Annotated in this window: 19 protein-coding genes; 11 read left to right on the top strand and 8 right to left on the bottom strand. The window is 65.9% G+C overall.

Annotation, left to right across the window (positions count from 1 at the left end; translation table 11 throughout):
- Positions 1-7: 7 nt before the first annotated feature.
- Positions 8-733 (bottom strand): hypothetical protein, encoded by a 726-nt coding sequence (locus tag HALRU_RS15215; RefSeq protein WP_015302278.1) that lies wholly within the window; start codon positions 731-733, stop codon positions 8-10.
- 204 nt (positions 734-937) lie between these two features.
- On the opposite strand from HALRU_RS15215, the gene HALRU_RS15210 reads away from it, so the two are divergent.
- From HALRU_RS15210 to HALRU_RS15195, 4 genes are all read left to right on the top strand, one after another.
- Positions 938-1,441, top strand: a complete 504-nt coding sequence (locus tag HALRU_RS15210; RefSeq protein ID WP_015302277.1) for a regulator of amino acid metabolism, contains ACT domain — start codon at positions 938-940, stop codon at positions 1,439-1,441.
- Positions 1,442-1,467: 26 nt separating this feature from the next.
- Entirely contained in the window at positions 1,468-2,073 is a 606-nt protein-coding gene (locus HALRU_RS15205) for an IMPACT family protein (RefSeq protein WP_015302276.1), read from the top strand.
- A gap of 137 nt (positions 2,074-2,210) precedes the next feature.
- The gene (locus tag HALRU_RS15200) at positions 2,211-4,400 is read left to right on the top strand and encodes a S9 family peptidase (RefSeq protein WP_015302275.1); all 2,190 of its coding nucleotides are present in this window, start codon (positions 2,211-2,213) and stop codon (positions 4,398-4,400) included.
- Positions 4,401-4,530: 130 nt separating this feature from the next.
- Positions 4,531-4,728, top strand: coding sequence for a YgaP family membrane protein (locus HALRU_RS15195; protein WP_015302274.1), 198 nt, complete (start codon positions 4,531-4,533; stop codon positions 4,726-4,728).
- Positions 4,729-4,853: 125 nt separating this feature from the next.
- Here HALRU_RS15195 and upp read toward each other — a convergent pair whose 3' ends face one another.
- Positions 4,854-5,531 (bottom strand): uracil phosphoribosyltransferase, encoded by a 678-nt coding sequence (upp, locus tag HALRU_RS15190; RefSeq protein WP_015302273.1) that lies wholly within the window; start codon positions 5,529-5,531, stop codon positions 4,854-4,856.
- 228 nt (positions 5,532-5,759) lie between these two features.
- On the opposite strand from upp, the gene HALRU_RS15185 reads away from it, so the two are divergent.
- The 3 genes from HALRU_RS15185 to HALRU_RS15175 all read left to right on the top strand — a co-directional run bounded on the left by HALRU_RS15185 (position 5,760) and on the right by HALRU_RS15175 (position 8,538).
- The gene (locus HALRU_RS15185; protein WP_015302272.1) at positions 5,760-6,479 is read left to right on the top strand and encodes a DUF5828 family protein; all 720 of its coding nucleotides are present in this window, start codon (positions 5,760-5,762) and stop codon (positions 6,477-6,479) included.
- Positions 6,480-6,622: 143 nt separating this feature from the next.
- Positions 6,623-7,810 carry an inorganic phosphate transporter gene (locus tag HALRU_RS15180; RefSeq protein ID WP_015302271.1) on the top strand — a complete coding sequence of 396 codons (1,188 nt, stop codon included), beginning with the start codon at positions 6,623-6,625 and terminating at the stop codon, positions 7,808-7,810.
- A gap of 50 nt (positions 7,811-7,860) precedes the next feature.
- A complete protein-coding gene (locus tag HALRU_RS15175; RefSeq protein WP_015302270.1) occupies positions 7,861-8,538 on the top strand; it encodes a hypothetical protein in 678 nt (225 codons plus the stop codon).
- 45 nt (positions 8,539-8,583) lie between these two features.
- Here the strand turns inward: HALRU_RS15175 and HALRU_RS15170 are convergent, their stop codons facing one another.
- On the bottom strand, positions 8,584-9,987 hold the full coding sequence (locus tag HALRU_RS15170) for a hemolysin family protein (protein ID WP_015302269.1): 1,404 nt from the start codon (positions 9,985-9,987) through the stop codon (positions 8,584-8,586).
- Positions 9,988-10,263: 276 nt separating this feature from the next.
- On the opposite strand from HALRU_RS15170, the gene HALRU_RS15165 reads away from it, so the two are divergent.
- The 3 genes from HALRU_RS15165 to HALRU_RS15155 all read left to right on the top strand — a co-directional run bounded on the left by HALRU_RS15165 (position 10,264) and on the right by HALRU_RS15155 (position 11,823).
- Positions 10,264-10,533, top strand: coding sequence for a glutaredoxin family protein (locus HALRU_RS15165; protein WP_007700986.1), 270 nt, complete (start codon positions 10,264-10,266; stop codon positions 10,531-10,533).
- A complete protein-coding gene (locus HALRU_RS15160) occupies positions 10,533-11,153 on the top strand; it encodes a redoxin domain-containing protein (RefSeq protein WP_015302268.1) in 621 nt (206 codons plus the stop codon). Before HALRU_RS15165 ends, HALRU_RS15160 begins: the two co-directional genes overlap by 1 nt.
- Before the next feature lie 85 nt (positions 11,154-11,238).
- Positions 11,239-11,823 (top strand): L-threonylcarbamoyladenylate synthase, encoded by a 585-nt coding sequence (locus HALRU_RS15155; RefSeq protein ID WP_015302267.1) that lies wholly within the window; start codon positions 11,239-11,241, stop codon positions 11,821-11,823.
- A 68-nt stretch (positions 11,824-11,891) separates the two neighbouring features.
- Here HALRU_RS15155 and HALRU_RS15150 read toward each other — a convergent pair whose 3' ends face one another.
- Together HALRU_RS15150 and HALRU_RS15145 are read right to left on the bottom strand one after the other, a co-directional pair.
- Complete coding sequence (locus HALRU_RS15150; RefSeq protein ID WP_015302266.1) at positions 11,892-12,557, bottom strand: CRISPR-associated protein Cas4; 666 nt, start codon at positions 12,555-12,557, stop codon at positions 11,892-11,894.
- A gap of 102 nt (positions 12,558-12,659) precedes the next feature.
- On the bottom strand, positions 12,660-13,247 hold the full coding sequence (locus HALRU_RS15145; protein ID WP_015302265.1) for a hypothetical protein: 588 nt from the start codon (positions 13,245-13,247) through the stop codon (positions 12,660-12,662).
- A gap of 197 nt (positions 13,248-13,444) precedes the next feature.
- Here HALRU_RS15145 and HALRU_RS15140 point away from each other — a divergent pair, with 197 nt between their 5' ends.
- Positions 13,445-15,547 carry a minichromosome maintenance protein MCM gene (locus HALRU_RS15140; RefSeq protein ID WP_015302264.1) on the top strand — a complete coding sequence of 701 codons (2,103 nt, stop codon included), beginning with the start codon at positions 13,445-13,447 and terminating at the stop codon, positions 15,545-15,547.
- Between the two features lie 40 nt (positions 15,548-15,587).
- On the opposite strand, the gene HALRU_RS15135 is transcribed toward HALRU_RS15140, so the two are convergent.
- From HALRU_RS15135 to HALRU_RS15125, 3 genes are all read right to left on the bottom strand, one after another.
- On the bottom strand, positions 15,588-15,977 hold the full coding sequence (locus tag HALRU_RS15135) for an SHOCT domain-containing protein (protein ID WP_015302263.1): 390 nt from the start codon (positions 15,975-15,977) through the stop codon (positions 15,588-15,590).
- Positions 15,978-16,042: 65 nt separating this feature from the next.
- Positions 16,043-16,912: a transcription initiation factor IIB gene (locus HALRU_RS15130; protein ID WP_015302262.1), complete on the bottom strand. Its 870-nt coding sequence runs from the start codon at positions 16,910-16,912 to the stop codon at positions 16,043-16,045.
- A gap of 308 nt (positions 16,913-17,220) precedes the next feature.
- A complete protein-coding gene (locus HALRU_RS15125; RefSeq protein ID WP_015302261.1) occupies positions 17,221-19,680 on the bottom strand; it encodes a DEAD/DEAH box helicase in 2,460 nt (819 codons plus the stop codon).
- Position 19,681: the final 1 nt, after the last annotated feature.

Raw genomic sequence — 19,681 nt, 5'->3', positions numbered from 1 at the left:
GACCCACCTATCCCAGCCGAACGTTCCGGCCGTCTTCGACCAGGTCGCCCTGTTCGACGGCGTGATCGACGACGGCTTCGGCCTGGTGGTCCTCCAGGTCGTACGCGCCGGCCGCGAGCGCCTCGACGTCGGCCCGCGCCATCGGGAACTCCCGGTTCTGGAGGAGTCGTAGCACTTTCCCGTAGGCTTTCGGCGCCGAGGGAGTGTTCGACGTGTCGGCCTGTGCCGCGGTCGCGGTCGATGCATCGTCGCTCGCGTTGGCAGTCCCAGTCGCCGACGGGTTGGTGTCGTCGGCTGTCTTGTCCCCCGGCTGGATCGCGACGCCCTCGTCGCCGGTCGAGCGCTCGGACGCACTCGGCGTGACGACGTCGCCGGCCTCGTCACCGGCCGCGTCGGTCTCGATCCCCGGCGTGCCACGGCTCGTGGTGTCGTCGGTGTCGCGGGTGCTGAGGGGACGGGTTTCTGGCTGGTCGTCGCGTTCGGACGCCTGCTGATCGGCTTGCCCGTTCGATTGCGCGTCGTCTCCGGACGCTTCGCTGCCCGTTTCTCCCGTCGGTGCCGCCCCGGCGCGGGCGAGCAGCGGTTCCAGCAGTTCTTCGAGCGTCGGCTGGCAGTCGCCACAGAGGACGACGCGGCGCTGCTCGGCCTCTGTCGGGTGCAATTCCGGCGGCACGATCTCGAACGTGCCGACCGCATCGTCGCCACAGAAGTCACAGGTCCGGAGCTGTCGCATGCGCGGTGATTGCCGGTCGGTAACCAAAAAACCGCCCGTCCCGATCGGTCGCCGGGCGACGCCCCACGGGATCGCCGCCTCACCCGCCGTCGGATCGTCGCAGCACGCCGTCCATCTCGACTGCCCTCGGCGAATCGGCTCGTCGTCACCAGTTCCGGTCCGCGCTCCGGGACAGATATGTGCGTGGCCCCAAAAGCGGGGCGCATGTTCGACGAGATCATGGAGAAGTTCGAGGGCTCGCCGAGCCAGCAGGCCGTGATCCGGCTGCTGTTAGAGCGAGGCTTCTCCGTCAGCGACGAGGGGCGGGTGGTCTCCGGCGGGATCGAGATTCCCAACACGGGCATCGCTCGCGAGATCGACGTCGACCGGCGCGTCGTCGACTCGACCACCGATGCGATCCTCGAGGACGGAGAACTCCGGCGTATCTTCCAGAACATCTCGCAGGTGCCGAGTCTGATGGACCTCGCGCCGGTGCTCGACCTGACGGTCCTCTCGATCGAGGTCGACGACCCCGACGCCGAGGGGATCGTCGCGACAGTCACGGGCGTCGTCGCCGACCGCGGCGTCTCGATCCGCCAGACGATCAGCGAAGATCCCGAGTTCACCGACGAACCGCGCCTCTACCTCGTCACCGACCAGGACATCCCCGGTTCGCTCATCACGGAACTCCGTGATCTGCCGTTCGTTCGGTCGATCGAGTTGCAGTGACCGAGAACTGACGTCCCTCGTTCGCCATGGATTCGTACACCACCGTCGCCGAGGCCGCCACCGCCAGCTTCGAGGTGCAGGGATCGGAGTTTCTGGGCCACGTCCGCCCCGTCGAGTCGGTGGCTGCCGCCGAGGACTTCGTCGACGAAGTTCGCGAGACCTACGCCGACGCGACGCACAACGTCCCTGCCTACCGCGTGCGGACGGATCCGGACGCCGACTTTCTCCGTGAGTATTCGAGCGACGACGGCGAACCGTCGGGATCTGCCGGCAAACCCGCCCTCTCGGTCCTGCAAGGACAGGAACTCGAGAACGTCGCCGTCGTCGTCACGCGCTACTACGGCGGGACGAACCTCGGCGTCGGTGGTCTCGTCAGGGCGTACTCGCAGGCCGTGAAAGACGCCCTCGAGGCCGCCGGCGTGGTGGAACGGCGACCCCACGAGCGGGTCGTGATCGGCGTCGACTACGACGACTCGGGGACGGTTCGGGCCATCATCAAGAGCGAGGGCTACGACATCGACGCCGAATACGCTGAGGCCGTGACGTTCGCCGTCGACGTTCCGGTCGCCGAGGCCGACGCCTTTCGCGACCGACTCCGGAGCGCGACCAGCGGGCGGGCGAACCTCGATTGAGCGCCGTCTCACTCTGCGTCCGCGTTCGATCCGGACTGGTGAGCGACCGTCTCCATCGGCCCCACGAATCGGTCCATCGCGACGCCATCCACCTTCGAAGCGAAACGTATAATCGATGTCGCCTGTTGCCACGGGGTATGCATCCGATTGACGCGTCAGATTTGCACACCCTCGTGCAGGTAGGCGATCCGCGACTGTCTCCCGACGGTGAGCGGGTCGCGTTCGTCCGGCAGGCGGCCGACGACGACCAGTCCTCCGTCGCGACGATTCACGTCGTCCCGACCGACGGCGGTGAGCCCCGACAGTTCACCGTCTCCGAGGGCGTCGACAGCCAGCCCCGATGGAGCCCGGACGGCGAGTACCTGGCGTTCGTGAGCACGCGCGGGGCCGACGACGACCGCCCGCAGCTGTGGGTCCTTCCGACTGCGGGCGGCGAGGCGCGTCAGGTGACCGAGGTCGCTGGCGGCGTCGCCGGCATCGAGTGGAGTCCCGACGGCTCGCGCATCGTCTTCACGCAGGCGTCGACTCCCGAGGATCGCGAGGAAGGCCGTGACCTGTCCGTCGAGCCGGACTTCGAACCCGAGACGCCGGATCCGCGGGTCATCGACCGGCTCAACTTCCGCTCGATGCAACAGTACGCCGACGGGAAGCGAAACCACGTCTACGTGCTGGACGTCGAACGGGCGATCGCGGCCGCCGAGGCGGCGGGCGACGACCCGTCGCGCGAGGATGCGCTCACGCGCCTCACCGACGGCGACACGGACTACATCGGTGCCGCGTGGGGCGACGACGAGACGATCTACTACGCGAGCAAGCCCGCGGACGAGGATGTCCCGGACGATTCGGTCGTCCTCGACATCTACGCGCATCCGCTCGGCGCGGACGCCGACCCCGAGGTTCTCACGCAGACGATCGGCTGGGGTGGGATGATCGAGGCGACGACCGATGGATTGGTCGCGTTCCCGCGCACGCCCGAAGAGCGGATGACGATGCGACAGGTCGACATCGTCGTCTACGACACCGAGACCGGCGAGGAAGTGGTTCCGACGGATCCACTCGACCGGACGCTCGCCCACGGCGGCGGCTTCCAGTGGGGGCCGGACGAGGAGTCGCTCTTCTTCGCGACGCCCGATGAAGGGGCGGTCTGCCTGTGGTCCGCGCCCGGCGACGCGAGCGCCGATCCGGACCGTGTCTACGACGACGGGAGTCACGTCGATGGGTTCTCCGTCGGTGACGACCACCTGGCCGTCACGCAGAGCGAGTGGGACCACCCCGGCGACGTCTTCCTCGCCGACCGCTCGGGCGGCGATCCGACTCGCCTCACCGACGTCAACGCCGACTACTTCGCGGCGCACGCGGTCGCCGAACCCGAGGAACTGTGGTTCGAGAGTGACGGCGCCGAGTGTCAGGGCTGGCTGCTGACCCCGCCGTCTGGCGTTGAATCGGCCGACGACGCTGACCGCGACGATACAAACGGCGACGGTGGTGGCGCCGACGCGATCGGCGAGGAACCGTACCCACTCGTCGTCGAGATCCACGGCGGGCCGCACGTCCAGTGGACGACGTCGGGCACGATGTGGCACGAGTTCCAGACGCTCGCGGCCAACGGCTACGCCGTCTTCTGGTCGAACCCGCGCGGCTCGACGGGCTACGGCGAGGACTATGCGATGGCCACCTACCGCGACTGGGGCGACAAAACCCTCGAGGACGTTCTGGCAGGCGCCGACGTGGTGAGCGAGCGCCCCGAGATCGACGCCGACGAGCAGTACGTCACCGGCGGCAGTTTCGGCGGCTACATGGCCGCCTGGGCGGTCGGGCGCACCGACCGCTTCACCGCTGCGGTCGCCCAGCGCGGCGTCTACGACCTCACCGGCTTCTATGGCTCGACCGACGGCGCGTACAAACTCGTCGAATACGACTTCGGCACCACCCCGTGGGAGGAGCCACAGTTCCTCTGGGAGCATTCGCCGGTCTCGCTCGCCCCCGAGGTCGACACGCCGACGCTCCTCGTCCACTCGGATCGCGACTACCGGACGCCCGCCAACGGCGCCGAACTCTACTACACCGGCCTGAAGAAACACCGCGTCGACACCCGTCTAGTCCGGTACCCTCGCGAAGGGCACGAACTCTCGCGGTCGGGCGAACCGGGCCACGTCGTGGACCGAATCGAGCGGATCGTCCGCTGGTTCGACGGCTACTCCGACCGGAAAGACGTCCCACCGGCGCTCGAACGCGAACCGAACGCTGGCCTGTCCGCCGCTGGCGACACGGGCGAGGACGAGAAGGATGAAGACGAAACCGACGACGAGTCAGCCGACGACGCGTAACGGCGTTCGCAGTCCGGCCTAGCCGGTTCGTCTTGGTTTCGACGGCACGTGGTCGGCAGCCGAGATCCGTGACTCCTCCGTCCGTGAATCGTCCCTGACTACTAACTCGCTTCTCCACGAACGCCCGGGTATGGACCGAAACGTCGGTGGATTCGATCGTGCGCTTCGCGTTTTGGTCGCCCTCGTCCTGCTCGTCGTCGGCTATCGGCGGCGCGATTCGACGGCCGGGACACTCGCCTTCCTCGCCGGGAGCGACCTGCTGGCGACCGTCGTGATCGGCCGCTGTCCGGTGAACGCGCTACTCGGTATCGATACCTGCTCGTCGTGACCTCGCGGTTCGCTACCCTCACTGCTCGATTACCGAGACGTGAATGAAGTGAACGCCTTGCTCCTCGCGGCTTCGCCGCTCGGTTTTCCGCGTTTCTCGCTCACTGCGTTCGCTCCGAACCGCGCTCACGTCGTCCGGAACGCCCGATCCCCGGCATCGCCGAGTCCGGGGACGATGTAGCCGTCGTCGTCGAGATAGTCGTCGATCGAGACGGTGAGAAGGTCGGCCTGCGGGAACGCATCGCCGACGCGGAGCAGTCCTTCGGGGGCCGAGACGGCCGAGAGGACGATTAGGTGCTCCGGTTCGGGCGCGTTCTCGACGACGTGGTCGAGAACGGCGTTCATCGTCGACCCGGTCGCGAGCATCGGATCGGCGACGATGACGGTGTCGTCTTCGGTGATCTCGGGGAGCTTGACGTAGTCGATGGTGATCGGGAACGACCCGTCCTCGGCGCGGCCGCCGGACTCGTCCCGGCTGGCGCTGATGACGCCCTGGCGGGCGCGCGGGAACGCCTTCAGCAGTCCCTCGACGAACGGCGTCGCGGCCCGGAGGACGTTGATGATGACGACGTCGTCGAGCCCTTTGACGCGCTCGCCCATCGTCGGTTCGAGCGGCGTCTCGATCTCGACGTACTCCGTCTCCATCCGGCCGTCGATGATCTCGTAGCCACAGAGTCGGCCCAGTTTCACCAGTCCCTTCCGGAACGCGACCTGTTCGGTCTCGACCGATCGGAGCCGAGAGAGTGTATCGCTGGCGAGCCCGTGCGTGACGAGGTAGGCGTCGTCACGGTCTTCGATTGGCATGCAAGGTATTCGGACCAGTGCCTGCCTGAACCTTGCGGTCTCGCGTCGCCGCCACCGTCCGTGTCGCGGCGGCGACCTGTCGGGTGATCCCAGCATCGCCCGGAACGCTCGGTCGGGCCGCCCATCGATCCGACAGGGTCGGTCCCGGGCCGTGGTGACTCGTGGCACGCCCGGCCCTTTCGGCGACGAAGTTTATAACGACGCGAGTCATAGACCCGCGCCAGTCGGATGGAAGAGAGCATCTCCGGGTTCAAGATCCGCGGCGACTGGGGCGACGTCGTCGAGCATGGCGAACGGATCACCGCTGCCCTTCGGGAAGCGGACGCCCACGACGCCGAGACCGACGTCGGAAGCCAGTACGCTGACGCCTTCGTCGAGTGGGAGGAGTGGCGTCCAAAGAGTCACGAACGGCTGGACAGCCACGTCAGCGAGAAGACCGCCGAACAGGCTCGTGTCGAGGAAGGAAAGGGCGAAAAAGCCGGGAAGGACCCGGACGAGGACATCAAAACCGCCGGCGAAAAACTCTCGGAGTCCTACCGGGCACTCGAGGACGACGACGCCGACGAAGCCGTCAACAACTGGCGCGAGTCGATCGACTACGTCGCGCGCGCCGCCGACTCCGCCAGCCGCAAGGCGATCCGCCGCGTCGAGGACACCGTTTACCAGCGAGTGATGACCCAGCTGGCGCCCTACTACTTCGACAACGAACTGATCAGCGCCAACGTCCAGCAGTCGGGACGGGGCAACGGCACCGAGGAGTTCGTCTTCGAGGTCAACGTCAACGACGACGAACTCAAAGAGCGCGTCTCGGCGACGCTCGCCGACCTCGACGACGAGATCGACCGCTGGCACGTCGAGACCGAGAAGGACACCGAGGCCGCCGAAGCGATCGAAGGGGCCGAACCCCCGCCGGAGCCCGAAGACAGTTCGCGCTCCACGACGACCTGAGGCTGCGTTCGCGCGTCTCTCTCACTCATTCACTCTCACTCTCGGCACACGTTCTCATCGCGCGTCGGTCCTGCCGTGGCGACCCCCGAACACGTTGCGTCGGTCGGCACACACTTGTACCCCCCGCCGGTACGGGCGAGTAGATGGTCGACATCGTCACGCTGGGGACGTTCCTCGTCGCCGCTGGCGCCAGCCTCTTCATGGCCTGGTCGATCGGTGCTGGCTCCAGCGGGTCGACACCGTTCGCACCGGCGGTCGGCGCGAACGCGATTTCGGTGATGCGAGCTGGTTTTCTCGTCGGGTTGCTCGGCATCTCCGGGGCGATTCTCCAGGGACAGAACGTCTCCGAGGCGATGGGTCGGGATCTCATCGCCGGCGTCTCACTCTCGCCGGCGGCGGCGACGCTCGCGCTCTCGATCGCTGCCGCTCTCGTCGCAGCCGGGGTCTTCACCGGCTACCCGATCGCGACTGCCTTCACGGCCACCGGCTCGGTGATCGGCGTCGGTCTGGCGCTGGGCGGCGATCCCGCCTGGGCGAAGTACACCGAGATCGGGGCGATGTGGATACTCACTCCGTTCGTCGGCGGCTTCGCCGCGTACCTCATCGCCCGGTCGTTGCGTGACGAGCCGATCTCCGAGCGGACGCTCGTCGCCCTGCTCGGGGTGCTGGTCGGTGTCATCGTCGCCAACATCGAGTTCGCGGTTCTCGGTGAGGGGACCGCCGCGGCCTCGATCGCCGCGGCGGCCGGGGAGCCGATCCCCGGTCCCGCCGCAGTCGGCCCGATACTGGTAACGGTCGCCGTCGCAGTGCTCTGGGCCGTCCCGATCACGATCGGCATGCGCGCAGACCCCCTCAGAACCGAACGTCGGTTCCTCCTCGTCATGGGCGGCCTCGTCGCCTTCTCCGCCGGCGGCAGTCAGGTCGGGCTGGCGGTCGGTCCGCTCGTCCCCTTGAGCGAGGACGTCGGCCTCCCGCTCGTCGCCCTGCTCGCCGGCGGCGGCGTGGGGCTGTTGATCGGCTCGTGGACCGGCGCCCCTCGGATGATCAAGGCGATCTCGCAGGACTACTCCTCGCTCGGTCCGCGCCGTTCGATCGCGGCGCTCATCCCGTCGTTCGCTCTCGCTCAGGCCGCCGTCCTGTTCGGTATCCCCGTCTCCTTCAACGAAATCGTGGTCAGCTCCATCATCGGCAGCGGGTTCGCCGCAGCCGGCTCTGGGGGCGTCAGCGTCCGGAAGATCGGCTTTACGATCCTCGCGTGGATCCTCTCCTTTCTCGGGGCGCTCGCCGTCGGCTTCGGCGGCTTCAGCGCGTTCCAGTTCGTCGTCGGCTAGGATCGCGGCGAGACCGAAGGGTCTACTGTCGTCGGCCGGCGAGTGAGTGTATGACAGAGGCGGCTCGCATTCAGTGGCATCGTGATGCCGACACCTCTCCCCTGATCAGGGTCTGCTGGAGTCTCGGCGTCGGAACGCTGTTCGGAGCACTCGCCCTCATCGTCTTCGGCCGCCTGCTCGGACTCGCGGCCCAGGTCGGTGGGCAGGTACTCTTGCTCGGCGCACTCGTCGCGACGGGCGTGGCGGTACTGGCGCTCGCGATCGCGGGGAATTCGGCACAGCGCCTCGCAACCATCGTCGGCTACCTGCCCGTCGTCGAGTACACGCCGGACGAGGCGGCAGACACCCGTCTCAAACGCGGGATCGACGCGGCCGTCGGTGCCGTGTTCGTGGGCGCGCTCATCGCCGGTTTCGACACGCTCATCGTGGGTAACGTCGGCGAGATGCTCGCCGCGGCGACGATCCCGCTCTCGGTCGTCTTTCTCCTCGCTGCCGTCTTCATGCGCTCGACCGGCGTCCTCGACCCCGACGAAGGCGTCCTCTTCCTCTACGAGCCCGAAGACGCGATCGATCTGGAGCAGCTGTCGGCCGTCTCGACGCGGTCGATCGGGGGGTCGGCGATCGTCAGGCTCCGCTATCGAACTCCGGATAACGAGTATATTCCCGGGCCGCGACGCCTCCTCTTGCCACAGCGAGTCGCGACCGAACTCGAGTCACTCGTCGGATAACGAGCCGTTCGTCAGAAACGAGTCGCTCGTCGGATTCGACGGCGATCAGGCGCTGTCGCCGTTCTCTGCGACGGCTGGATCTGCTTCCGATTCCGATCCGTCCGCGGATTCGTTCTGATCCGGTTTTCTGAGCCTGGCTTTCATGATCCGCGTGTTCTCGACCTGCTCGACGCGGATATCGATCCCGTCGTAGCAGATCGACTCGCCCTCTTCGACGAGGCGACCGGCGCGGTTGAAGATGAAGCCGGCGATGGTCTCGAACTCCTCGCCCTCGGGGAGGTCGACGCCGAGGGCCTCGTTGACGTCCTCGATGTTGACCTCGCCGCGGACGATCATCGTCCGGTCGTCGACCGTCTCGATCGGCTCGTCTTCGCCGCCTTCTAAGATCTCGCCGACGATCTCTTCGATCATGTCCTCCATCGTCACTAGCCCCTCGGTCGTCCCGAACTCGTCGATGACGATGGCCATGTGCATGCGGTTCTCGCGCATCTCGGTCAACAACTCGTCGACGTTCTTCGACTCGGGGACGTGCAGCGTCGGCTGGATGACGTCGTTGATCGTCAGGTCGCCGTCGTCGGTCTCTCCATAGTTACGATCGCGGACCAGATCGCGGATGTTGACGACGCCGAGGATGTTGTCCAGGCTGTTCTCGTAGACGGGAATGCGAGCGTGTCCGCTCTGGATGCAGGTCTCGATGGCCTCGTCGATACTGTCGTCGACGGTGACGGCGGTCACGTCGAGTCGCGGCGTCATTACCTCCTTGACGATGGTGTTGTTGAAGCGGAAGATGCGCTGAAGCATCTCGTGTTCGTCCTCTTCTAAGACGCCCTCGCGCTCGCCCGACTCGATCATCTCCTGGATCTCGTCGCGCGTGACGTACGGCGACTCGATCTCGCCGCTCGATCCGGTCAGCTGGTTGATCCAGCGAGTGAGGTAATCGAAGAGAACGACCAGCGGGAGCAAGAGGTACTCCGTGGCTTTCAGTGGAGCAGCGACGCGGATCGACCAGGACTCGGGGTGCTCGACGGCGTAGGATTTCGGTGCACTCTCGCCGAAGAGGAGGACGATGGCGGTGATCCCAAACGTCGCGAGCAACACGCCGACGAGGCCACCGAAGTGGATCGACAGCACCGCCGTCGCGATCGAGGACATCGCGATGTTGACGATGTTGTTCCCGACGAGAATCGTCACGAGCAAGCGGTGTGGGTCCTCTTTCAACGCTTTCACTCGTTCAGCGCCCGGTACGCCGTCCTCGACGAGGCCGTCGATGCGGTGTTTCGGGAGCGAGAACATCGCGAGCTCCGACGACGAGAAGAACGCCGAACCGAGCAAGAGGGCGACGATCGCGACGCTCCCGAGGATCGTCACCGTCGACTCGGTCAGACTGACTCCGACGAACGGGATCTCGTACGCCGCGAGGACTGCCCCTGTCAGCGATCGAAGCACCATTGGCTGTCTGCAGTTTGCACTCCCCCCGATTAACGTTTGTCATGTGGGAAATCAACCTGCTCGCCGTTCACCCTCCAGATATACGGGCGATTCTGGGCTATGGGAGGAAACCCACTCCCTGCTCGTACGCCGTCTCGTCACCAGTGAGTCCCAATGAGCGCCATCGCCCGTATGTCGTTCCGGAACCAGTGACCCTGCCAGCGACGAGGTGTCGCCGGTCCCGGCGAGCCGTGCCGGAAGCCAACCGTTTTCGGACGCGATTCCGTACGTCGTGATATGACGAGCACCGCTTCCGACTCGATCACGCTCTATCGCCTGCAGGGCTGTCCGTTCTGTGAACGAGTCGTTCGCGTCCTCGACGACCTCGGCGTCGACTACCACTCTCACTTCGTCGAACCGCTGCACTCCCGGCGAAATGCGGTCAAACGTGCCGCGGGCGTGCGAACGGTCCCCGTCATCGTCGACGAGTCGACCGGCGTCACGATGGCCGAGAGTGAGAACATCGTCGCCTACCTCGAACGCACGTACGGCGAGGGTGGTGCCTGATGGTCGACTTCGACGTCGTCGACCTCGGTCCGACCGACCACGTCGCACTTGGCGAGACGGCCCCGGACTTCACGCGCCCGCTGGTTGCCGACGACGGTTGGCACGACGCCTCGTTCGCCGACACTGCCGGCTCGCCGACCGTCCTCGTCTTCACGACGATGGCCGGGGCATTTCCCGCCGAGTACACGCTCACCGAACTTCGTGACCGGGGAATCGGTGTGAGTGCGACGGACGCGGATCCAGCTCGGACTGAGGACGGAGACGAAGCCGACGACAGGGCCACAACCGACGAGGAAGCGACGCCACTCGACGCCGACCGACCGACGGCTGTAGCCTCCTCGGCGAGCGTCCTGGCCGTCTCCATCTCGAGTCCGTACGAACTCGCTCCGTTCCTGCGCGACCACGACCTCCCGTACGGCGTCTTCAGCGATCCGACGAACGCGGTCGCCGAGACCTACGGCGTGGTCCACGACCTCGACGGCATGACCGGCATCACCGAACCGCGTCCGGCGATCTTCGTCCTCGACGCGGACCGTACCGTCGAGTACGCCTGGGTCGCCACCGAGTGGCCGGACTTCCCCGACTACGACGAACTCGAGGCCGTGCTCGCCGACTGGTAGCCGAGGCGCTGTCTCGCCGCGTCGATGCGGGACTTCCAACCGTCCGAGCGCTACTTTTTTGCCCCGAATCCCCGGAGTAGCGGGCATGCCCCCGATTCGTGCGGCCGCCGACGCGATCGATGCCGGCGAGCTGGTCGTCTACCCGACCGAGACGGTGTACGGTCTCGGCGCCGACGCCCTCGATCCGAGTGCGATCGAGCGCGTCTTCGAGGCGAAAGGCAGGGACCGAGACAAGCCGCTCTCGATGGCCGTCCCCTCCGTCCCCTCGGCGCTCGAGCACGTCAGGGCGACCGACCGAGAACGCCGATTCATGGCGACGTTCCTCCCCGGCCCGGTCACAGTCCTCTGTACGCGTCGCTCGTCGGTCCCGGACGTGCTCACGGCCGGTCGGGACCGAGTCGGAATCCGCGTGCCCGACCACCCGCTCGCGTTGCGCCTCTGTGAACGCGCCGGCACGCCGATCACGGCCACGAGTGCGAACGTGAGTGGCCGACCGAGCGTCCGTCGTCCGGACGAACTCGACGATTCGATCCGCGAGCAGGCGGCGGTCGTCTTGGACGGCGGCGAGACCGACGGAACCGAGAGTACGGTGGTCGACGTCGCCACCGACACCATCCACCGTCGTGGCGCACGCGCCGACGACATCGAACACTGGCTCACCGCGAACTGACGACGGTCGCCGATCTCGTACTTCTCTCTGGCCGCACCGTCATGCGAGTAGCGACCGTCGTGTCGCCCCTATCGTCGTTCGAGCAGCGATCGCAGTGTTCGGGTGCGGACGCCGCACTTGTGGGCGTAGTCACAGTGGTCACACTTCGACCGGTCGTTCGTCCGCGGCGGCGGGCCGTCGATTTCGCGGACGGTCCGGAGTGTCCGCCGGTAGGCGGCTTTCCGACGGGTCGTGAGGTCGATGCGTCGGATCACGGCGGCGGCTGGATACTCGACGTAGGCCGACTCGACGGATTGTTCGCGCTCCCAGGCGAGGGCCTTCGCCGCCGCGACGGCGACGATCGAGTGACTCTCCCAGACACCGCGATCGGGCGGCGTGCCCGTCGAGACGATAACCGGTTCGAGCGGCGCCTCGAACACCTTGTGAACGATGCCGCGACAGTCACGACCGTCGACCAGGACTTCCCGACTCGCCGGGGTACAGCACTCGCGCCAGCGATCGTGGCGCGTCTTCGCGTCGGCCAGCTGTCGCTGGTACACTGCAGGATCGATTTCGATCGGTTCGGCGGCGAGTGACAGTCGATCCGCACGGAGAAGCTCGTCGTACCGGAAGGCGAGCGATCTGACTCGCTCGACGTGTGGTGGCGGATCTCGGTCGTCGTCGACCCACTCGTAGTAACACTGGCGCGGACAGAACGCCGCCGACCTGAGATCGCTGAACGTCACGCTCACCATGGACCGTCCTGGCCGCGGCTTCCGATATAAACCGTCGGCCGCAACTGTCGTCGTCAACGCTTGACACCCGTGGCCCGGCGTTGCGTCGGTGTCGTGAACCGGCTAGAAGGAGACGTCGGTTTCCATGCCTTCCGTCGCGTCTTCGAGGCCGTCCTCCCGGACGTCGCTCGCCATGCGCGTCGAAATTCCCGTATCCGCGAGGATACTGTCGAACTCGTCACGGTAGCGGTCGTTGGCCGCCCGCGACTCGGCGTTGGCCTCTGCGATGGCCCGGTACCGGGCGACGTCCTCGACGGCGCAGTCGAACTCGTCGGCGATGGTCTCGACAGACCCGTCGTGTTCGCGCAGGGCCACGAGATCGACGTCCTCGACGGCGTCGTCTCGCGTCAGGTGCATCGCCAGCCTCGCTTCGAAGACTTCGTCGGTATCGACACCGATCTCGCCGGCGATGGCGTCGTCACTCGCCCCGTCGTAGAACTCGCGTGCGACCGTTCGGAGCTCCGCCGTCGAGAGCGCGGTGTCGAACGTGTACCGGTTGCGAAGCTGTTCGATGACACCGTTGAGGCGCTCGTCGACGCTTCGCTCGTCCTGTTCGAGCGAGCCCCGGTCTGCCTCTTGCGATTCGGTGACCGCCTCCTCGTCGGTCACCTCGGTGAAGATGTCCCGGAGTTCCTCGGTTTTCTCGTTCATGGGTGGGAACTCCCGACGGGCGCGTATATAAGCCTGTTGCCAGATCCCGTCACGTCGGAGTCGTCCCGGCCGTGCATCGCCGATCCGACCGTCCGTCTGCCGGGGAGTGCTGCTTGTGCTCTCGGTGACTGTCACGCGCTCTAGTACCGCCTCGATTCACGCGGGTTTATACCGGATGGGGGACCTAGGCCAGTGCAATGGCGCAAGCGGGGAACGCGGAACTCATCGACGACTTCGAGCAGTTCTTCCGCAACTACTACGACGCGGAGATCAAGGAACTCGCACAGCGCTACCCGGGCGAGCAGCGCTCGCTCTTCGTCGATTTCGACGACGTCCACCGGTACAACCCGGATCTGGCGGACGACTACCTGGCCCAGCCCGAGCAGCTTCGCCAGTACGCAGAGGAGGCGCTGCGGCTGTACGACCTGCCGATCGACGTGAGCCTCGGGCGCGCACACGTCCGCATCAGGAACCTTCCGGAGACGGAGACGCCCGAGATCCGCGAGATCAGGTCACAGCACATGAACCGGCTCGTGGCGGTCCGCGGCATCGTCCGGAAGGCCACGGACGTTCGCCCGAAAGTGGAGGAGGCCGCGTTCGAGTGCCAACTCTGTGGTACTCTCACGCGGGTCCCCCAATCGACCGGCGACTTTCAGGAACCCCACGAGTGTCAGGGCTGTGAGCGACAGGGCCCCTTCCGGGTGAACTTCGACCAGTCAGAGTTTATCGACTCTCAGAAGTTGCGCATCCAGGAGAGCCCCGAGGGACTGCGCGGTGGTGAGACGCCCCAGGCGATCGACATCCACATCGAGGACGACATCACCGGCGAGGTCACCCCCGGCGACCACGTCTCCGCCGTCGGCGTCCTCCGGCTCGAACAGCAGGGCTCGGACCAGGACAAGTCGCCCGTCTTCGACTTCTACATGGATGGCATGTCCGTCGAGATCGACGAAGAGCAGTTCGAGGACATGGACATCACCGAGGAAGACAAAGCCGAGATCGTCCGTCTCTCACAGCGCGATGATATCTACGACACGATGGTCGACTCCATCGCCCCCTCGATCTTCGGCTACGACCAGGAGAAGCTCTCGATGATGCTCCAGCTCTTCTCCGGCGTCACCAAGCACCTCCCCGACGGCTCGCGCATCCGCGGCGACCTCCACATGCTGCTGATCGGTGACCCTGGTACTGGCAAATCGCAGATGCTGTCGTATATCCAAAATATCGCGCCCCGTTCCGTCTACACCTCCGGCAAGGGTTCGTCGTCGGCCGGGTTGACGGCAGCCGCGGTTCGCGACGACTTCGGCGACGGCGATCAGTGGTCGCTCGAAGCCGGTGCGCTGGTCCTCGCCGATCAGGGGATCGCGGCGGTCGACGAGCTCGACAAGATGGCTCCCGACGACCGATCGGCGATGCACGAGGCCTTAGAGCAGCAGAAAATCTCCGTCTCGAAGGCCGGGATCAACGCGACGCTCAAGTCGCGCTGTTCGCTGCTTGGCGCGGCGAACCCGAAGTACGGCCGGTTCGACCAGTACGAACCGATCGGCGAGCAGATCGATCTCGAACCCGCGCTCATCTCGCGATTCGACCTCATCTTCACCGTCACGGACCAGCCCGACGAGGAGAAGGACGCGAACCTGGCCGAGCACATCCTGACGACGAACTACGCGGGGGAGCTGACGACCCAGCGCGCGGAGATGAACTCGACCGACGTCAGCGCCGCCGAAATCGAGGAGATGACCGAGTCTGTCGACCCGGCGATCGACGCCGATCTCCTCCGGAAGTACATCGCTTACGCGAAACAGAACTGCCATCCACGGATGACTGAGGCGGCACGCGAGGCGATCCAGGACTTCTACGTCGACCTCCGCTCGAAGGGCGTCGACGAAGACGCGCCGGTTCCGGTCACCGCCCGACAGCTAGAGGCACTCGTCCGCCTCGCGGAAGCGAGTGCGCGGATCCGTCTCTCCGATACTGTCAGTCGCGAGGACGCAGAGCGTATCATCAAGATCACGCGAGACAGTCTTCAGGACATCGGGGTCGACCCGGAGACGGGCGAGTTCGACGCGGACATCGTCGAGGCCGGTCGCTCGAAATCCCAGCGCGACCGGATCAAGAACATCAAGGCCCTCATCGGCGACGTCGAGGAGGAGTACGACGACGGCGCGCCGATCGACGTCGTCCTAGAACGCGCCGAAGACATCGGCATGGACGAGTCCCAGGCCGAACACGAGATCGAGAAACTCAAACAGAAGGGTGAGGTTTACGAGCCCAAAACGGATCACCTGCGGACGACGTAGTCGCTCCCCGAACGCGGACTGATCTTTCGTCTGGCTGTTTTTACTCGTATTCCACGTTCCGATCTCGCGATCGGTCGCTCACCCGACTGTCCGTCTCCCTCGGGTCCGTGTCAAGCAGGTCGTCGACGCGGCGTTCGAACGCCGCTTCGTCGATCTCGCCGCGGGCGTAGCGCTCGCGAAGCGTCTCGAGCGGGTCTTGACGCTCGCTGGCGACGTCGTCCGTTCGCGCTTCTGTCTCGACATCACACTCCTCGTCGCTGAGTCCGGAGAGCACGCTGAGGAGCGGCACGAGCAGGAACCAGCCGACGATGAAGATGGCGAGCCCGATCGACGAATCCAGAAAGATGAGCGCGAGGGTGCCGATCGGCAGCGTCGCGACGGCGATCACCGGGATGAGGGCTTCGATCAGGGGAGAGACGGACCGGCGCATGACACTAGATTGGCATATCACTGAAAAAGCCGTTGTGGTTGGCTGGGCGATCTGGTGTGCTCGGTCTATAGCTCTGAGAGTGTCTGGACGGTCTTGCGAATCGTGACCGGGGCGACGTCGGCGACGGAGCCGGCTTCGGCCTGTGTGACGGGGCAGCCCTGGCGTTTCGCCGCCACGTACAGGCAGGCGGCGGCGACGCCGCAGGGGTTGCGGCCGCCGATGGCGTTGTTGGTCACCAATCGCTCGATAAACGAACGGGCGAGTCGTTCGACGTCGGTCGAGAGGTCGAGTTCGGAGGCGAATCGAGGGACGTACGTCGTAGGTTCGATGGGTCCAGTCGGGAGTCCGAGCTCGCGGTTCATCGCGTCGTAGGCCGCTTTGAGCTCGGCGTCGGTCGCGCTTGCGTTGGCGACGACCTCGTCGATCGTTCGCGGAACCTCGAGCGTCCGGGCGACGGTGTAGACGCAGGCGGCGGCGAAGCCTTCGATCGATCGGCCCGGGAGGAGGCCGTCGTTCTGGGCCGATTCGAAGAGGCGGCAGGCCTGCTCTCGTGCATCGAGCGGGAGTGAGAGCCGATCGACGAGTCCCTTGATCTGTGAGAATCCACAGACTCGGTTGCTGTCGGCCTTCGTGGCGATCCGCGCCCGATCGTGTTCGCGTCGAAGGCGGGCGAGTTGTCGGCGCTTTCGACCGGTGATGCGGCCACGCGCCTCGTAGCCGATTTCGGTCGAGAGGCCGCGGTCGTGACGCGATCGAGTGAGTGGTGCGCCGGTCCGTCGTCGATCCGGTCCGTCCTCGAACGAGCGCCACTCCGGGCCGTGGTCGATGGCGTCCTCTGCGACGACGAGGCCACACTCCTCACAGCACAGTTCAGTGCCGTCCATCCGAAGTCGCCCGGCACATTCGGGACAGTTATCGCTATCAGTTACGCCCATGCATAACTGAATGTAGAAACTCCTATACAATAAATCTACTGAACATATACCGTTGAATAAATTTAGGCCATAGTGACATTCATTCTGGTAATCCGTGTCGCCAGCCCGATGACAATTCGCTCGAAAAAGCGTTCCTCCCGGTTCGTACGCAGAATGTTTCTCTGGGAGTCGAAGCGTCACAGGCAGTGCTCACACTCGTTTGCTTTCGCTTCCACACGCCCATTCGCTCGACCACGTCCTGCCGCGGGTGTGCTTGCTCGGTCTGCCACCCCACAATCCACCACCCCAGCCACGCCGTCAGCGGCGGTTTACTCGGTGTACTCGCTGCCGACGACCTCGCGGATGCGTTCTGCCGTCACCGGACCGACGCCCTCGACCTCCAGGAGGTCGTCCTCGCGGGCCGTCATGACGGCCTCGACGGTGCCGAACTCGGCCAGCAGCGCTCGGGCCGTCACGGGGCCGATTTCGGCGATGGCGGAGACGACGTACTCCTGTTGTTCGCCGAGGGTCTTGTCCTGCTTCTCGCCGTGGACGGAGACCTCGCGGTCGGCGGTCTCCTGCTCTCGCCCGGCGATGACGGCCAGGAGTTCGGTCGTGTCGGCTTCGCTCTCAGTTCGCAGGACGCTCGCCCCGAAGTCGACGGCCAGACTCGAGAGTGCGCCCCGAATCGCGTTCGGGTGGATATCTCGCTGTTCGTAGAGTCCCTCGCCCTCGACCACGACGACCGGCCGGCTGTAGTGGCGCGCCATCGCCCCGACCTGCTCGAAGACCGACCGGTCGCCGCCGACCAGCGAGTCGACGAAGTCCGCCGTCGACTTGCGCTCGACCACGACGCGATCCGAACAGACGTAGTCGCCGACCGATAGCGTCTCCAGTCGAACCTCGGCGTCGTCGCGTTTCGAGAGGTCGCGTGCGATGTTCGCGTCCATCTCACGCTGGTCGGCGACGATTTCGACTGTGTCAGAATCGCCCGACGGCACCGGGGTCGATTCGGATTCTCCACCTGAAACAGGGGGGTTGTCGGTCGAATCTTCGTCAGTTTCTGCCGCGAAATCCTGGAGGCCCGGCTGCTCGTCGACCCCTCCGTTTCGACTGGAACTGCCGTCATTCCGAGTGCCAGTGCTGTCGCCGGCTTCGCCTTCGCCTGAAGCACCGGCAGACGGTGATTCGTCCCCATCGAAGTCAGCGAGCGAGTGCTGGGCGTCGTCGAGTTCGTCGGCGAGGTCGTCGGCCATGCTCTTCAACTGGCGCAGTTCGGATTCCATCTCCTTCTCGCGCCGGCGTGAGATCCAGAAGTACGCCTCGTCGCGGGTGTCCTCGGCCATCAGGACGGCGACGCGTCCCTCCGACTGCCGACCGGTCCGGCCCTTGCGCTGGATCGAGCGGATGGCCGTCGGGACGGGTTCGTAGAACAGGACGAGGTCGACCTCGGGCACGTCGAGTCCCTCCTCCGCGACGGAGGTCGAGACGAGCACCTCGAACTCGCCGGCGCGGAAGGCCTCCAGGGCGTCCTGCTGTTCGGTCTGGGTCATGCCGTCGGAACCCTCGCGGTCGCCCTGGCCGACGAAGCGCCGGGCGTCGAAGCTCTCCGAGAGGAACTCGGTGAGCGCCTCCGCCGTGTCCCGCGATTCGGTGAAGACGATGACTCGTTCGCCACCTTCCAGGCCGAGGGTTTCGGCCAGCAGCATGCGCGTTTTGGCGTACTTGGGGTGCAGATCGTCGAACTTCTCGGCCTTGCGCATCGCCTCGCGCACGCGTGGGTCGGACACCAGCCGCTGGCTCGCCTTCGACGCACCGGAGGAGCGAGCCTGGTTGCGCTGGCGTTCGAAGTACCGTCGCAGGGCCTCGACGCTCTGGGTCTCCACCAGCGTCACGGCCTGGCGGAGCTTCATCACCTCCGCGTGGGCGGACATGCCCTTGTAGCCCTCCGACTGGTCGTTGTTGATCAATTTCTGCAACTCCGCGCGCATCTTGTTCAGGTCCTTCTGGGACTGGTCGGGCTGGGTGGAGGAGGCGACGCCGAGTTCCTTCAGCTTCTCCAGTCGGTCGGTGATCACCTCGTTCAACGCGTCGCGAATCTCGAGCACCTCGTCGGGGAGGTCGATCCGCTCCCACTCGACGTCGGTGTCGTGGGTGAACTCCTCGACGTCGGCGTCCTCGCGGGTCATCACCGCGACCTCCTGCAGCCCGAGGTTGTCACAGACGTCCAGGATCGCTTCTTCGTCGCCGCCCGGCGAGGCCGACATCCCGGTCACCAGCGGGTCGCGAGCGTCGGCGTGGTAGCGCTCGGCGATGTAGTTATACGCGTAGTCGCCGGTCGCGCGGTGACACTCGTCGAAGGTGAGATGGGTCACGTCTGAAAGCGAGATCCGACTGCCGACGAGGTCGTTCTCGATCACCTGCGGCGTCGCCAGGACGATCGTCGCCTCGTCCCACAGCGCCTGCCGGTCGTCCGGGCTCACTTCGCCCGTGAAGACGACGATCTCGTCGTCGGGGATCTGCAGCGCCTCGCGATAGAACTCGGCGTGTTGCTGGACGAGCGGTTTCGTCGGCGCGAGCATGAGCGACGTGCCGCCGACTTCGTCGAGCCGTCGGGCGGTCACCAGTAGGCTCACGGTCGTCTTCCCGAGACCCGTCGGGAGACAGACGAGCGTGTCGTCGTCGGCCGCGGTGCCCGCGAGCTGGAGCTGATACAGCCGCCGCTCCAGGAAGTCGGGCTTCAGGAGGGGATGATCGATGGAGGGGATCTCCTCGTCCGTCACTGCCATT

It is taken from the genome of Halovivax ruber XH-70, from assembly GCF_000328525.1.
GTDB classification, from domain to species: Archaea; Halobacteriota; Halobacteria; order Halobacteriales; family Natrialbaceae; genus Halovivax; species Halovivax ruber.
Note: the sequence above shows the minus strand (reverse complement) of the source record. Positions and strands in the feature narration are given on the sequence as shown.

What these genes read in the sequence shown, in the direction of transcription:
- HALRU_RS15125 (WP_015302261.1), bottom strand. Translation starts at nt 19,680, where the DNA reads ATGGCAGTGACGGACGAGGAGATCCCCTCCATCGATCATCCCCTCCTG.
- upp (WP_015302273.1), bottom strand. Translation starts at nt 5,531, where the DNA reads ATGCCAATCGAAGACCGTGACGACGCCTACCTCGTCACGCACGGGCTC.
- HALRU_RS15140 (WP_015302264.1), top strand. Translation starts at nt 13,445, where the DNA reads ATGGCGCAAGCGGGGAACGCGGAACTCATCGACGACTTCGAGCAGTTC.
- HALRU_RS15160 (WP_015302268.1), top strand. Translation starts at nt 10,533, where the DNA reads ATGGTCGACTTCGACGTCGTCGACCTCGGTCCGACCGACCACGTCGCA.
- HALRU_RS15185 (WP_015302272.1), top strand. Translation starts at nt 5,760, where the DNA reads ATGGAAGAGAGCATCTCCGGGTTCAAGATCCGCGGCGACTGGGGCGAC.
- HALRU_RS15165 (WP_007700986.1), top strand. Translation starts at nt 10,264, where the DNA reads ATGACGAGCACCGCTTCCGACTCGATCACGCTCTATCGCCTGCAGGGC.
- HALRU_RS15200 (WP_015302275.1), top strand. Translation starts at nt 2,211, where the DNA reads ATGCATCCGATTGACGCGTCAGATTTGCACACCCTCGTGCAGGTAGGC.
- HALRU_RS15195 (WP_015302274.1), top strand. Translation starts at nt 4,531, where the DNA reads ATGGACCGAAACGTCGGTGGATTCGATCGTGCGCTTCGCGTTTTGGTC.
- HALRU_RS15170 (WP_015302269.1), bottom strand. Translation starts at nt 9,987, where the DNA reads ATGGTGCTTCGATCGCTGACAGGGGCAGTCCTCGCGGCGTACGAGATC.
- HALRU_RS15215 (WP_015302278.1), bottom strand. Translation starts at nt 733, where the DNA reads ATGCGACAGCTCCGGACCTGTGACTTCTGTGGCGACGATGCGGTCGGC.
- HALRU_RS15180 (WP_015302271.1), top strand. Translation starts at nt 6,623, where the DNA reads ATGGTCGACATCGTCACGCTGGGGACGTTCCTCGTCGCCGCTGGCGCC.
- HALRU_RS15155 (WP_015302267.1), top strand. Translation starts at nt 11,239, where the DNA reads ATGCCCCCGATTCGTGCGGCCGCCGACGCGATCGATGCCGGCGAGCTG.
- HALRU_RS15175 (WP_015302270.1), top strand. Translation starts at nt 7,861, where the DNA reads ATGACAGAGGCGGCTCGCATTCAGTGGCATCGTGATGCCGACACCTCT.
- HALRU_RS15150 (WP_015302266.1), bottom strand. Translation starts at nt 12,557, where the DNA reads ATGGTGAGCGTGACGTTCAGCGATCTCAGGTCGGCGGCGTTCTGTCCG.
- HALRU_RS15205 (WP_015302276.1), top strand. Translation starts at nt 1,468, where the DNA reads ATGGATTCGTACACCACCGTCGCCGAGGCCGCCACCGCCAGCTTCGAG.
- HALRU_RS15130 (WP_015302262.1), bottom strand. Translation starts at nt 16,912, where the DNA reads ATGGGCGTAACTGATAGCGATAACTGTCCCGAATGTGCCGGGCGACTT.
- HALRU_RS15145 (WP_015302265.1), bottom strand. Translation starts at nt 13,247, where the DNA reads ATGAACGAGAAAACCGAGGAACTCCGGGACATCTTCACCGAGGTGACC.
- HALRU_RS15135 (WP_015302263.1), bottom strand. Translation starts at nt 15,977, where the DNA reads ATGCGCCGGTCCGTCTCTCCCCTGATCGAAGCCCTCATCCCGGTGATC.
- HALRU_RS15210 (WP_015302277.1), top strand. Translation starts at nt 938, where the DNA reads ATGTTCGACGAGATCATGGAGAAGTTCGAGGGCTCGCCGAGCCAGCAG.